Annotated in this window: 11 protein-coding genes and 1 pseudogene; 5 read left to right on the top strand and 7 right to left on the bottom strand. The window is 64.3% G+C overall.

What is annotated here, in order from left to right; all coding sequences use genetic code 11:
• Both rpiA and C483_RS10870 read right to left on the bottom strand, forming a co-directional pair.
• The gene (gene rpiA / locus C483_RS10875; protein ID WP_193787508.1) at positions 1-708 is read right to left on the bottom strand and encodes a ribose-5-phosphate isomerase RpiA; all 708 of its coding nucleotides are present in this window, start codon (positions 706-708) and stop codon (positions 1-3) included.
• Between the two features lie 174 nt (positions 709-882).
• Positions 883-1725, bottom strand: a pseudogene (locus tag C483_RS10870) (S26 family signal peptidase).
• Positions 1726-1850: 125 nt separating this feature from the next.
• On the opposite strand from C483_RS10870, the gene C483_RS10865 reads away from it, so the two are divergent.
• Entirely contained in the window at positions 1851-2642 is a 792-nt protein-coding gene (locus C483_RS10865) for an ABC transporter ATP-binding protein (RefSeq protein ID WP_006653407.1), read from the top strand.
• Positions 2642-3985: an ABC transporter permease gene (locus C483_RS10860; RefSeq protein ID WP_006653406.1), complete on the top strand. Its 1344-nt coding sequence runs from the start codon at positions 2642-2644 to the stop codon at positions 3983-3985. Before C483_RS10865 ends, C483_RS10860 begins: the two co-directional genes overlap by 1 nt.
• Positions 3986-4004: 19 nt before the next feature.
• Here C483_RS10860 and C483_RS10855 read toward each other — a convergent pair whose 3' ends face one another.
• Positions 4005-4790, bottom strand: coding sequence for a DUF5518 domain-containing protein (locus tag C483_RS10855; RefSeq protein WP_006653405.1), 786 nt, complete (start codon positions 4788-4790; stop codon positions 4005-4007).
• A gap of 177 nt (positions 4791-4967) precedes the next feature.
• On the opposite strand from C483_RS10855, the gene C483_RS10850 reads away from it, so the two are divergent.
• Positions 4968-6125: a thiamine ABC transporter substrate-binding protein gene (locus tag C483_RS10850; protein ID WP_006653404.1), complete on the top strand. Its 1158-nt coding sequence runs from the start codon at positions 4968-4970 to the stop codon at positions 6123-6125.
• 52 nt (positions 6126-6177) lie between these two features.
• The gene (locus C483_RS10845) at positions 6178-6546 is read left to right on the top strand and encodes a hypothetical protein (protein ID WP_006653403.1); all 369 of its coding nucleotides are present in this window, start codon (positions 6178-6180) and stop codon (positions 6544-6546) included.
• A 76-nt stretch (positions 6547-6622) separates the two neighbouring features.
• Here C483_RS10845 and C483_RS10840 read toward each other — a convergent pair whose 3' ends face one another.
• From C483_RS10840 to C483_RS10825, 3 genes are all read right to left on the bottom strand, one after another.
• Positions 6623-8557: a Xaa-Pro dipeptidyl-peptidase gene (locus tag C483_RS10840; RefSeq protein WP_006653402.1), complete on the bottom strand. Its 1935-nt coding sequence runs from the start codon at positions 8555-8557 to the stop codon at positions 6623-6625.
• 116 nt (positions 8558-8673) lie between these two features.
• Positions 8674-10026, bottom strand: a complete 1353-nt coding sequence (locus C483_RS10835) for a tryptophanase (RefSeq protein WP_006653401.1) — start codon at positions 10024-10026, stop codon at positions 8674-8676.
• 526 nt (positions 10027-10552) lie between these two features.
• The gene (locus C483_RS10825) at positions 10553-11731 is read right to left on the bottom strand and encodes an aspartate kinase (RefSeq protein ID WP_006653399.1); all 1179 of its coding nucleotides are present in this window, start codon (positions 11729-11731) and stop codon (positions 10553-10555) included.
• A gap of 277 nt (positions 11732-12008) precedes the next feature.
• Here C483_RS10825 and C483_RS10820 point away from each other — a divergent pair, with 277 nt between their 5' ends.
• Complete coding sequence (locus C483_RS10820; RefSeq protein ID WP_006653398.1) at positions 12009-12455, top strand: hypothetical protein; 447 nt, start codon at positions 12009-12011, stop codon at positions 12453-12455.
• Positions 12456-12510: 55 nt separating this feature from the next.
• On the opposite strand, the gene C483_RS10815 is transcribed toward C483_RS10820, so the two are convergent.
• Positions 12511-14055: a DNA-directed DNA polymerase II small subunit gene (locus tag C483_RS10815; RefSeq protein WP_006653397.1), complete on the bottom strand. Its 1545-nt coding sequence runs from the start codon at positions 14053-14055 to the stop codon at positions 12511-12513.
• Between the last annotated feature and the right edge of the window lie 45 nt (positions 14056-14100).

Here is a 14100-nt window from a genome sequence, read left to right as displayed (position 1 = left end):
TCAGTACGTCCGAACGTCCACACCGTCGTCCGTGCCGACGTAGGTCGCGTCGGCCAGCCCGACGAACAGGCCGTGTTCGACGACGCCCGGAATCGAGGCGAGTGTGGTCGCGAGCGCGTCTGGATCCTCGATCGCGCCGAACTCGCAGTCGAGAAGTAGATTTCCGTTGTCGGTGACGACCGGGCCGTCCTTGTGCTCGGCGTCACGAAGCGTTGGCTCGCCGTCCAGTTCGCGAACGCGCTCGGCGACGACGGTGTGGGCGTCCGGCAGCACTTCGAGTGGAACCGACCGGTCGAGTTCGGTCGTGAGTTTCGACGGATCGGCGACGACCAAAAAGCGGTCTGCGGCCGCATCGACGAGTTTCTCGCGGGCGTGTGCGCCCCCACCGCCCTTGATGAGCGCGCCGTGTGCGGCCGACTCGGGATCGTCGACCACCTGATCCGCGCCGTCGATCGCGAGATCCACCCCGTCGACCGCATCGAGGGTCGTCAGTGGAATGTCGTACTCGAGTGCCAGCTGGCGCGACTGGAACGACGTGGGGATGGCCCGAACGTCGAGACCGTCGGCGACGGCCTGGCCGATGGCCTCGATCGCGTAGGCGGCCGTCGAGCCGGTTCCGAGGCCGACGACGGTGCCGTCCTCGACGGCGTCGGCCGCGCGCTCGCCTGCGTGTCGCTTCGCCGTGTCGCTCCCGCCCTCGGTCTTCATGGTCTGGTTCGTCAGGCGAGCGGCGAGGAGAAAAACGTTGTACATCTCGTGTCGTGCTAGTCGCGTGTCCACTGTCACGCTGGTCGCGTTGTCTGCTGTTGCGCTGGTCGCATTACCCGCAGAACACCGCGGCCGAGGTCGAGCAGACACCTCGCGATCAGCCACAGTCTGGTACTATCCGAACGCCGCCACGAACTGGGAGCCAGCGAGCGGCGGTGTAGTCGTCACCGCGAACAGGGACTCGAGTGCGACGCGAACCTGGCCGAGCCACGGGAGGCGGACGACGGATTTGCTGGTGACCCACTCTGGTTTGACGACGGTCGTCTCGGCGTACTGACCCCCAACCTGGTCGTACAGGCTGTTCGCATCACCCTTCGTGACGAAGCCGTCGTGTGGTGCCGGACACGAGTGCAGCGCCGCACACGTTCTGTCACCGAGCGCGTCGGCGTCCGCCTTCGTCTCGGCCCAGTTTTCGCCCTCCTCGACCTAGAAGTGTGCGCGGTGGATGACCGGCGTCGCGCTCGGATCGCCGTCTGGTGTGAAGACAATGACATCACCGGGTTCGCCGAACCGGACGTGGGTGCCATCAGCAGTCAGTGCGGCGTCCCGAGTGACCACGCCGGTCTCGCCGACGGCTTCGCTGCCGACGAACCGGTCGCTGTCGGCGACGAAGACGAGGTCACCGGTGGCCACGTTCGGTTCCATGCTCCCGCTCTCGACTGCAGCCAGAGGTGGCCAGACGCCGCTGAACGCGACGAGCAACAGGCCAATCAGTCCGACGACGGCGACGGTGCTCGCGACATCTCTGCACGCAACGGCACGGGCATCGTCCGAACGGAGCAGCCAGCGACCGAGTCCGTCACTGGGGCGGGAGTCAGGAGTACTCGAGGGCTCGGCAGTGTCGGCTGCGGGCGCATCCGAATCCGAGCTCGGAGATGGACCCGAGTCTGGACGCGAGTGTGTACTCGAGTCGGCCGCCGAACCGGAGGGGGAATCAGAGCGGGGACGGTCGCTCATCGAGGTACTCTCCGAGACCACGGCAAGTCAACGTTTTGTATTTTCAACACCATCGGCTGAAACGCGCGATCTGTGGCGTTGCAACCGCCGCGAACCTTTTTCACACCCACCGTGGTCGAACACCCATGGCGACGGGGACTGCAGTCAGCCTCGAACACGTTCGTAAAACCTACCAGCTGGCCGAACCCGTCCACGCGCTCGACGGCGTCGACCTCGAGATTCCAGAGGGTTCTTACACCGCGATCATGGGACCAAGCGGCTCCGGCAAGTCGACGCTGATGAACCTCGTCGGCTGTCTCGACACCCCCACCGACGGCACCGTCGTCGTCGGCGGACAGGACGTCGGGGAACTCGACGACCGCGAACGGACCACCCTCCGCGGCACGACCGTCGGCTTCGTCTTCCAGACGTTCAACCTGATGCCGCGGCTCACCGCACTCGAGAACGTCGCCCTGCCGCAGCTCTTTCAGGGGATCGGTCGCGGCGAGCGAAACGACCGCGCACGCGAGTTACTCGAGCGCGTCGGACTCGGCGATCGAATGGATCACATGCCGAACGAGCTCTCTGGCGGCCAGCGCCAGCGCGTCGCCCTCGCCCGTGCGCTGGTGAACGATCCGACGATCGTGCTGGCCGACGAGCCGTCGGGGAATCTCGACACCGAGACTGAGGCCGACGTGCTCGACCTCTTCGACGAGTTCCACGACGCCGGGACAACCATGCTCGTCGTGACCCACGAGCGCCACGTGGCATCGCGCGCAGAGCGGATCGTCCACCTGCTCGACGGGCAGATCGAGCGGATCGAAGCGCTCGACGAGAGTGGTGCGAGTCCGCGGTCGAGCGCTGGACATACCAACGGCCACGACCCCGACCACGACCACGACGAGCGCACAGGATCGGCGAGCGGAGCGAACAGCTGATGCGCCCACTCGAGTTCGGTCGGCTTGCCTGGCGCTCGATCGGGAGCCACCGGTTGCGCTCAGCGCTGACGACGCTTGGAATTATCATCGGCATTGCAGCGGTGATCGCGTTCGTCACGCTGGGTGCGAGCCTGCAGGCCGGTTTGCTCGGCGACATTAGCCCGGACGATCAGCGGAATCTCTACGGCTGGGCCGCCGACCCAGAGACAGAGGGCGGGCCGCTCGCCGGCGCGCAGCCGGTGTTCACGCAGGACGATCTCGAGCAGGTGGACGAGCTCGAGGACGTCGACGCGGCCTACGGCTATATGCCGATTTCGACGCAGGCGCTCGCCTCCGACGGCGAGCTCACGCCACAGAGCGATGCGCTGATCGCCGCGGGGCCGCCGTACATCAGACCAGATACGATCGACGACGGCCGGCAGTTCGAGATGGGCGAACGCGAGGCGGTAATCAATCCGGCAGTTGCCGGCCAGTTCGAGGAGAACGTTTCTGTCGGCGACGAGTTGACCATCGTCAGGCAGGGCGGCGAGCAGACGTCTGTGACCGTCGTCGGAATCACGGACAGTTCGGAGGGATTGAGTCCGTTCGAAGGGTTCGAGCCGTCGCCGCGGGTGTACGTGCCGACGGATCCCTACTACACGGAGGAGGTGGACGGGATCGGTGCCGGATTCGGTGATGGCGATGGGAATAACGGTGATGGTGGCGGTGGATCGGACGAGGCTGATCCAGCCAACGACGATGACGACGAACCGGCAACCGCCGAGGATGCCCGATTCCTCGCGATCGTCGTCGAAGCACCGTCTGCCGACGACGGAGATATCGATCAGGCTCGCGACAGCGCACTGGCCGTACTCGAGAGCGGCGACTCCGATGCGAGCGAGTTGCTCGGCGACGACCTCGAGATCACCATGCAGACGAGTACCGAGTTGCTCCAGCAACTGCAGGACATACTCGACCTGCTCCAGAACTTCATCGTCGGCATCGCGGCCATCTCACTCGTCGTCGGTTCGATCGGCATCGCGAACATCATGCTGGTCAGCGTCACCGAACGCACCCGTGAGATCGGGATTATGAAAGCCGTCGGTGCGCAGAACCGGGACGTGCTGGGGCTGTTCCTGACGGAGGCGGTGGTCCTGGGAATTATCGGTGCCATCCTCGGCACGGTGCTCGGACTCGCCGTTGGCTACGCCGGCGCGTGGTACATCGATATTCCGCTCGTCTACCCCTACGAGTACGTCGCACTCGCGGTCGCCGTGGGAATCCTCGTCGGCGTTCTCTCGGGGCTCTATCCCGCCTGGCGGGCGGCCAGAACGGATCCGATCGACGCGCTTCGGTACGAGTGAGAGGGCAAAAAGTGTCGAGTCACGCCTCATTCGGACCATCGTCACCGGCTCCCGACTCATCGGTCCCGGTATTGGTATCATCGGTGTCCTCGTCGGTCTCGCGCCATCGTGTCGCTTCTCGATCGGAACGGTCAGGAGCCGTCATGTCGGTGGAAGAAGCAGTTTCGGCGTCGTGATCGCGACCCGCATCCGAGCGAGCGCGTCGGTCGGTAGCTGTAGATCCGTAGCGGTCGGGACGAGTAGAACGATCCGATCGATCAGACGAGGGTGGCCCATTGGGAGGCGACCGTGAGCGGCCAGTTCGGTCGTGATGTCTCGTGGACGACCCTGTCGTGCCGGGAGCGCTCGAGGACCGTGGCGCACGCACGCGGCGACCGCGTCGCCCCTCGCGCCGTGACGGCTCCGTTCCGATCGTCTGGGTCGTCCGGTGTCGCGCCGACGGGAACTCGCGGGCGAGGTACGACCCGATGACACCCCCGAGCAGCGAGAGGCCGACGGTGTAGAGCAAGACGACCGTCGAGAGCAACCCGAAGAAGGCAAGCACGACGACAAAGCCCTCGAACGGGACGGCAGCGACGCCGAAGCCAAAGCCGAAGAACCCGAGGAAGACGAAGGCGATTCCGATAATCGGGACGAACATAACCGCACCGGCGAGTGCGCCGGCGAGGACGCCGTCTCTCGTCTCCGGTCCCTCGAGAAAGCCGGCGACTGCACCCCCGATGATCGTCGAGAAAGGGATGAACGAGAGGACGACGGCGACGACAGCCCCAATAAGCGCGTTGACGACGGTTCGGCCACGACTCATAGGCAACCAACGACGAGCAGCGAGAAAAATGGCTGTGGTCGAACCAGGCAGTTTCGGACTGTTTCGGGGCGTACACCCCCACTACCGGACCGCTGATCGCAGAAAGCATCGACTACCGGCAAATCGATTCTGTGAGCGGGCAGGGACCTTAAGCCCGCGCGGCATAATATGCGACTAATGGACCGACGGACGTTCGTCCGCGGCGTCGGCGGCGGCTCGGTCGCCACACTCGCCGGCTGTCTGACCCGCAACGGCGAGAACGAAGAACACGCCGCCGAAACGGGCCCGCTGCGGGTCGCGACCTACACTTCCTTTGCAACCGGCTCAGACCACGGACCTGATACCGATACCGATACTGATACCGGTCCCAATCCCGAGCAGGCCCCCAACCCCGCCGGCGACTGGTTCCGAGAAACTGTCGAAGAGGAGTTCGAGGAGGAAATCGAGTGGACCGTCCCCGAATCCGGCATCGAACACTACATCCAGCGCGCCCGTCTCGACGCCGACATCGACACCGACGTCATCCTCGGCCTCACCGCGAGCGAACTCGCACTCGTGGACTCCGTGCTCGACGCCCACGGCGACACGCGACTGTTCAAATCGCTCGAGCGCGACCGACTCGAGCACGCCGACCGAATCCAGTCCGATCTCGCCTTCGACGACCCGCGCGACCGCGTACTCCCTGTGGGCACCAGCTACCTCTCGCTCGTCTACGACGAGACGGTACTCGAGTCCCCACCCGAGACGTTCGAGGACCTCCTCGAGCCGACGTATGCGAACACGTTACTCGCACAGGAGCCGCGCGTGTCGAATCCGGGGCAGGCGTTTTTCCTGTGGACGGTCGCGGAGTTCGGGTCCGGCTCTGGCATGCTCTCCTTCTGGGAAGAGTTGCAGGCGAACGGCGTTCGCATCGAGGAGCGCTGGACGGACGCGTATCGGGACGCCTATCTCGAAGGTGCGCGCCCGATGGTGGTCTCGTACTCGACGGATCAGGTAGTTGCGGCCGCGACGGACCGAGACATGCAACGCCACCAGATCGCGTCGCTCAACGACACAGGGTATCAGAGTACGGAGGGCGCTGCGATCTTTGCGGACGCGACGCAGCCGGACCTCGCCTACGAGTTCGTCGACCTCCTGCTCTCCCGGACGGCACAGGCCGAGCTCGCGACGCGAAACGCGCAGTTCCCCGCCGTCGAAGACGAGTACGTCGATCTCGATGCGACGTTCCTCGAGAACTCACAGGAGCCAGCCGAGGCAGTAACGCACACCTACGACGACCTGGAGGGGGAGTTCGCGACCTGGCTCGAGACCTGGGACGACGAAATCGGAGATTGAGACAGAGAACTCGGTGCAGTTTTAAGACGGCGAGCGTGGTACGTCGCCGCGCATGGCCCTACAACGGATACTCAGCGGTGACCCCTCGAAGACGTCGAAGCTCTACCTCGCGATCGGCGTCCTCTCGCTGATCAAAGCGATTGCGGTGCGAGACGACAAGAACCGGTTCAGACAGGAGTTGACGGACGCCGGGCTCTTCATCGGCGTCGGCCTCGCGCTCAGAAAGTACAGTCAGCTCAAAGCGGAGAAGCGCTCGGAGATCGAGTCGCAGGTTCCCGACTGGGCGCTCGACGTTGCCGAATCCGCGGCGGCGAAGCAGGCGGTCCGAAGCGCGGCAGAACGTGGGCTACGGAGTCGCTCCCAGCCAGAACCGGAGCCGGGTATCCGAGACCGAGCGCGCGGACTGCTCTCGAGCCGGTAAGCAGACGGGAGAGAAGCGACTAATCAAGGAATCGAAAAATCAAACCGAGCCGTCGGACTGGTGACTATCGGCTTCGTCAGTCGTCCGAAAGCGCGTCACTCAGCGCATCCACACCGCCGACGATCGGAAGCCGGGCGGCGCTCTGTTTCACGTCGAGCGTGAGTTCTTTCTCCTCCGGCGGCCGCTGCGTGAAGTCGTAGTCCGTCGAGAGGACGGCGATACCGATCCGGTGATCCGACGCGAAGACGTGATCGTCCGGCTGGAGGTCGAACGAAAGCCGGTACGGCGTGCCGGGATGGATGGCGAACGTCTCCGAGTCCGACTTTCGGTTCTGCGGGTTCATCCACCCGCGGTTGATGATTTCGGTCTCCCCGTCCGGTCCGACATCGACCAGCACGCCCGTCACGTTCGCCGATTCCGAGTCGAACGAGAGTCGCACGTCGAGTTCGACCGTACCGCTCAGGTGAACGTCCTCCGCGAGTTGTGCGGTCGTATACAGCAGTCGGTGTTCCGACTCGTCGGCCGCGATCAGGTCGTCCGCCGGCGTGTCCGGTTCCGCTGGGTCGACGACCGTCTCGGTGACCGGTCGGCCACGCGTGTGCTCGAGTGTGAGCCCGCCCGACATCCGGCCGCCCGGCGTGAAGTTGAGTTCGGCCTCGCTCGTCCCCGGAACCGGCCACTCGTCGTACGTGGTCCAGGAGTCGTCCTCACGCTGCACCGTCGCCGTCGGTCCGTCCATCACGTCGTTCTCGACCCCGAACAGCCAGCGCGTCCACCACAGGTTCAACTCGTCGAGCCAGTCGTCCGGCCGATGGCTGAGTGGACTCGAGTGCCCGCCCTGGTGGAGCCAGATCTTGCGCGAGACGCCGGCCTCGCGCAGTGCGTCGTACCACTGGGCGAACTGCTTGGTTTTGACGTTGTCGTCGTTGAGTCCGTGGGTGACGAGGACGGCGGCCTCGACGTTGTCGGCGTCGGTGACGTAGTTGCGGGCGTCCCAGAACTCGTTGTAGTTGCCGGTCTCGCGCTCCTGGTCGGCTTCGATCTGCTCGAGAACGGGTTCGGCGACCTCCCGGTCTTCCCGGGTCGTGACCCACGCGGCGAGCTGGTAGGCGTCCTCGCCCTGCCAGCCGCCGGGGGCGACGACGTGGCCGTTCGCTCTGAAGTAGTCGTACCAGCTGGAGATTGCGACTTCGGGGACGATGGCCTCGAGGCCGTCGACGCCGGTCGCCGCGACGCCGTTGGGCAGCGTGCCGTTGTACGACGCGCCGATCATGCCGGTTTTGCCGGTCGTCCACTCGGCCTCGACTGGGTCGCCGCCGGAGCGGGAGTCGTAGGCCGTCGCGCGGCCGTTCAGCCAGTCAACGACGGCTTTGATGCCGTTCACCTCGTGTTCGTCGCCACAGGTGTTCGCACCGGTCGACTTGTGCGTGCCGCGCGAGGAGGCGTACGCGAAGACGAATCCTCTGGGAACGAAGTACTCCTCGTACGTGCTCGGTCCGATCCAGTCGGTTGCACTGCCGCTGAACGCCGTCAGGTCGTCGCTCTCGACCGTCTGCTCGGTCGACGTATCGCTTCGGGGCCGATTATCGCGACCCGGTTTATCCGGTTCGTACAGCGACACGTCGACGTCGTAGAGGTCGGCCGTGCTCATATCCAGCCCGCCGAAGTACGGACTGGGCTCCATAATTACCGGTAGCGCGACATCGCTGTCTACAGTCGACTCGGGCCTGGCGATTTCGACGTGAATCCGATCCAGGTCGCCGGTGTCGGTCGTGTCGGTCTCCGTTTCGACCCAGAACTCCTCGCGGAGTACGTCGTCCTCCGCGAAGACGGGTTGGGCGCGTCCGTCCTCGAAGACAGGGCCGTCGGCGTCCGTCGCTGCAGTCGCGGTGACTGCTCCCGGTACCATCGCCGCGCCGATTCCGGCAGCGGCGTACGTTCCGAGTGCCTCACGGCGTGTGAGTCCGTTTTTGCTCGGCTCCCCATCATGTGGAATGTCATCTCTGGGCATCACCAGGGACAATCACGTACGATTATAAGTAATTTTTGCGAGAAGTATTGAGTTCTCTATAGGAAGTTGATCGGCTACTGCGAAACGGAACGCGAAGCGAACCGGAGCCAAATCGGCTACTGCGAGGACGGGACCGGCTCGAGTTCCGCCGTAAAGTGTCTGATCTCGGGCATCACGGGATCGCTCGCGAGCTGGAGTCCGGAGACCGTCTCGCGCTTCTCGAGGACGGCCTCGGCAGTCTCAACGACGTGATCGAAGTGCTCGCGGTGATACGTGCGTCGCGGAACGGCGAGGCGGACCAGTTCCGGCCGGTCGGTGTCCGGGAACGCAAAGCTGCCGAGTTCGACGCCGCGCACGCCGCCCTCACGGTAGAGTTCGCAGGCGAGCACTTGACCGGGGAACTCCGCGGCGTCGAGGTGGGGGAAGAGTTCGCCCGCGTCGATGTACACCGCGTGGCCGCTGGTCGGCGTGTAGACCGGTACCCCCACGGCGGCAAGCTGTGCGCCGAACTCGCGAACCTGTTCGATGCGGTCCTCGAGATAGGCGTCCTCGACGGCCTCGCGGAGGCCGACGGCCATCGCTGCCACGTCGCGGCCGGCCATCCCGCCGTAGGTCGGGAACCCCTCGTAGAGGATCGCGCGCTGCTTACACTGCTCGAACAGCGCGTCGTCGTCGGTGGCGACGAAGCCGCCGGCGTTGACCAGCCCGTCCTTCTTGCCGCTCATCACGAGTGCGTCGGCGTAGCCGAGCTGTTCGCGGGCGATGTCGGCGATCGAGGCGTCGCCGAACTCCCCCTCGCGCTGGCTGACGAAGTAGGCGTTCTCCGCGAATCGGCAGGCGTCGATGACGAACGTGGCGTCGATCTCGTCGGCGAACTCGCGGACCTTCCGGGTGTTCTCGACGCTGACCGCTTGGCCCGCCGCCGAGTTGTTCGTGATCGTCTGGACGACGACCGGGATGCGCTCGGCACCGTGCTCGTCGACGACGGCACGGGCGCGCTCGACCGAGAAGTTGCCCTTGAACGGCTCGTCGGCGTCCGGATCGTGGGCGAACTCAACCGGGCAGTCGACCGGGTCAGCGTCCTGATTCGAGATGTGCGCGCGCGTCGTGTCGAAGTGTGTGTTGTTCGGCACGACATCGCCAGCCGAGAGGAGCGCCCCGTAGAGGACGTTCTCAGCGCCGCGGCCCTGGTGGGTTGGGACGACGTTCGAGAATCCCATCACGTCTGCGACCGCCTCCTCGAGTTCCTCGAAACTGCGAGAACCAGCGTAGGACTCGTCACCGCGGATCAGGGCGGCCCACTGGGCGTCGCTCATCGCGCCGGTACCGCTGTCCGTCAGCAGATCAACGAAGACCTCCTCGGAGGGGAGATTGAAGAGATTGTAGCCGGCGGCCTCGAGATTTCGCTCGCGTTGTTCTCGAGAGGGGAGCCGGATTCGCTCGACCATCTTCGATTTGTATGCGACCATAAGGACTCGAGAACGCCACGCGTGTTCAGTCTAGCTGGAACCTCGTGTTCGCTTTCGTCTCGAGGAGTGCGTTTACGGCCAGACAGGGACACTGATGAACGGAATCGTGAGCGTGCTACACAGGGTGGACACAGAGAGTACTGCCAACGAAGAGATAAATTATTGTCAATTGGGTCAAGAGAGATCGTATGTTAGGTTTGAAGTTCGTACTCGTTGGAATGAATCTCGTCCTGGCAGCGACCTTTTTCGGTCCCTCGGCTGGGTTGCTGGTGTACGCAGGACTTGCGCTCTCGATCGTTGGCCTCCTCGTAGGGCCTGAAGACTCGCTACAGCAACTCAGTAGCACGACTCAGTAGCAGCCACTGTGCAGACTAACAGGTAAATAAACGGGACCAGACTGAACGACGGGGCTCTAAAACGAGCCCAACCGGAGCAACACACGTCCCAACTCGAGTACGCAGCACCGCTCACCCAGAAGGATACCGAACACTCCTTCGGAACCCGAAAAACGAAACCAACCGACTCCTCAGAACAGATCCTGCGTCAACTCGAGTGTCGTCTCGCGGTCGTCCCAATCGACGAACAGCGCAACGCTGGTCGCACTCGTGATGACGTCCTGCAGGTGGATGCGCTCCTCGGCGAGCGGGTTGACGATCTCGCTGATGACGCCGGGCTGATTGGGGAGTTCGCCGCCCGTCACGCGGATGACGGCGACGGGTGAGTCGACGGTGACACTCGAGAGTTCGTCGCGGGCGATGACCTCGCGGTGGAGGATGTTCTCGGCGCGTTCGGCTTCGTCCTCGTCGATGTAGAACGTGACCGAGTCCATGCCGCTGGCGACGGCGTCGATGTTGACATCGCTCTCGCTCAGCGCGGCCGAGAGGTGGTGGAAGATGCCGGGTTCGTTGCGGATCGCGCGGCCGGCGACGGTGAGGCAGGCGAGCGGGCGCTCGCGGAGGTCGACGAGGTTTTCGAACTCGCCCTCGATGCTCGTGCCGCCCGAGAGGAGGTCGCCGTGCTGGTAGTGGACGACGCGGACGTCGAGCGTCTCGTCCTTGTAGGAAAGCGCGGAGGGTGCGACGACTTCGGCACCGCGGAACGAGAGATTGCGCAGTTCGTCGACGGAGATTTCGCCGACGTTTCGTGCACCTTCGACGACCCGTGGGTCGCCAGTCATGACGCCTTCGACGTCGGTGACGATGACGACCTCGTCGGCGTCCATGTACTTGCCCATCATCACGGCGGTCGTGTCGCTGCCGCCGCGGCCGAGCGTCGTGATCGAGCCGTCCGGTCCTTCGGCGAGGAAGCCGGTGATGACCGGGACAGTCTCATCCATCTCCGCGGCGACCGCTCGGGCGCGTTCGTTGGTCTCCTCGACGTCGACTTCGCCGTACTCGTCGGTGACGACCGGCCAGCCCTCGCTGCCGGGTTCTAAGAATCGGGCGTCGATGTCGCGGGCCGAAAGCGCGGCCTTGAGCATCCGAACGGAGGTCCGTTCGCCCATGCTCACGATCTGAGCGCGGTCGGCTTCGTCCGTCTCGAACGAAATCTCGTCGAGCAGTTCGTCAGTGGTCGATCCCATCGCGCTCGCGACGACGGCGATTTCGTGGCCGTCCTCGACGGCGGCCGCGATCGAGTTTGCGGCACGATTGATACGGTCGCCGCTACCGAGGCTCGTCCCCCCGAACTTGGCTACAACGCGCATAGGGGCACCTCGTTCCGTCCAATCGAGCGAATACCGGTGGCGTGGCTCATACTGATTCCGTTACCAGAGCGAGCAGATAACTGTGTTCCCTTCCACGTATTTTTCCGGTGTTCTGTCCCCTGTCGTCGGTGAATTCACATTTTCGACCATCAACGATCGTCGGCCACGTCACCCGCTCTCGAGTCGGTCGTCGCGGCCGAACCAGTTTCCTGAGACGCGGGAGAATCGAGCAGATCGCGGACGGATTTATATTCATGGGTGCCTTTACCACACACCGATGAACGTACGGGACGCACTCGAGGCCGACGCGGACGCGCTGGCGGCGATCGCCGACTCGCCGACCGACGTGATGCGAAACCTCGTCCACGATCGCACCGTCCGCGTCGCAGAGGACGGCAGCCACGATCCGAACGCCGACGTCTCGAGTTCGGGCTCGCAGTACGGCGGCTCGGATCCGGAGGACCTGCTCGGCTTCATTAGCTTTGATGCGCGCGAGAATACGGTGCACGTGACACAACTCGATGGGACAGGCGAGGCCTGTCGACAGTTGCTGGCGGAGCCGGTTCGGTTCGCCGAGCGCGAGTCGATGGCGGTAGAGGTGCTTGCCCCTCCCGAAAACGAGTCGATCGAATCGGCGGCCGACGAACTCGGATTCACGAGGGAGGGGCGTGGACCGCGCTTCGACGGAGCGCAAACGGTTCGGTTTCGACTGGAGCCGTCATAGCTGATGCTGACGGATCGCGTGCGGTCAGATGCGCCACACGCGCCGGAACGAGTCGTTAGCTGAATTTCTGTACCGTTACGTCGAGCGTATCGAGGTCGACGATCGGTGCGAAGCCCGAATCGGGGTTGATGTTGACGCTCTTCTGGAAGTCCGTCTGGGCCTGCCAGCAGCCCGAGTTGATCGCGAGCACGTTGTGGTACTTTCCGAAGCCGAGTTTGTGGACGTGGCCGGTGTGGAAGATATCCGGTACCTCGTCCATGACGAGGAAGTCCTCCTCTTCGGGTGCAAGACGGGTATGACCACCGAACTGCGGCGCGACGTGGCGCTTTTTCAGAAGCTGGTACATCGCTTTGTGCGGCTCGTCGTAGCTCGCTTTCTCCTCGGGGAGTTCGGCGATAACCTCGTCCAGCGAGACGCCGTGGTACATGAGAATAGAGACGCCCTCGACGGTGACGGTGGAGGGGTTGCTCACGATCTGTGGATCGTGGGCGGACATGATGTCGCGAAGCCGGTCGTCAAAGCCAGGCTGGGGCTCTGCGAGCCGAACCGCGTCGTGGTTACCGGGAATCATGACGATGTCCAGATCGCCGGGAACCTGCTTGAGGCGCTCGTTGAAGGCCTCGTACTGCTCGTAGATGTCGACCACGTCGAGTTCATCGTCCTGGTTCGGGTAGACGCCGACGCCCTCGACCATGTCACCCGCGATCAGCAGGTACTCGACGTGCTGGGCCTGCTCCGTGTAGAGCCAGTCCGCGAAGGCGTCCCAGGCGTCAGCCATGAACTCCTGGCTGCCGACGTGGACATCACTGATCAGCGCCGCCTGCACGTGGCGGTCTGCCGTCGACGGCTCGTGCGTACGCGGCACGTCCGGGAAGTACATCGAGTCGACGAAGGCGATGCCTGCGTCGTCCGAGAGAGTTCCCTCCATCGCCAGCACCTCATCACAGAGCAGTTGGTCGACCATATCGGCGAACTCGCGGTCTTTCATCACCAGCCACGGGAACGTACCCGTGGCGTCCTCGAGTTCGATCAGCCAGTGGCCGCTCGCCGTCGAGCGGATGTCGTTGACCAGCCCGACCATTCCCGCCTCGCTGCCGCCCGGCATCGACTGGATGGCCGTCGCGGGCCGGTGGTTGACCCGACCGCGGAGCTTCCCGCCGAGGCGCTCGAGTCGGTCACGGAAGACGGCGACGAAGTCCTCGTACTCGCCGGTTCCCGTACTGTCACCGGTCATGTCGCCGTCGATTTCGAGCGAGCGAAGCGAAGGATCGCTGTTGCGTTCGATCTGCGCGTTGGGCTCCGAGTCGGAGGTTGGGGCCGATACAGACCCCCCTGTTTCAGCTGGAACTGATCCCGTAGTGTCGTACTGATCTGCAGGAGGATCTCCAGTTGAAACGGAGGGGTCTTCGCCAGCCGCTAGCACGGCTTCGACGTGATCCGTTCGAACGACCAACGCATCGTCGGGCATCCCCTCGACGACCTGTTCGAGGACGGCCGCGGGTTGGTCCGCCGCGGCGATATGGGTCACTGCTTCGCGCTCAGCGTTGTAGCCGCGGCTCGTAAGTTCGCTGACGATTCGGGCCGGCCCCTCGAGTGGCACACGAGTCGTATTCGTGACCTGGGGGAAAAGGATAGCGAATCCAGA

This window comes from Natrialba hulunbeirensis JCM 10989 (genome assembly GCF_000337575.1).
GTDB classification, from domain to species: Archaea; Halobacteriota; Halobacteria; order Halobacteriales; family Natrialbaceae; genus Natrialba; species Natrialba hulunbeirensis.
This window is presented reverse-complemented; position numbering and strand designations above follow the sequence as displayed.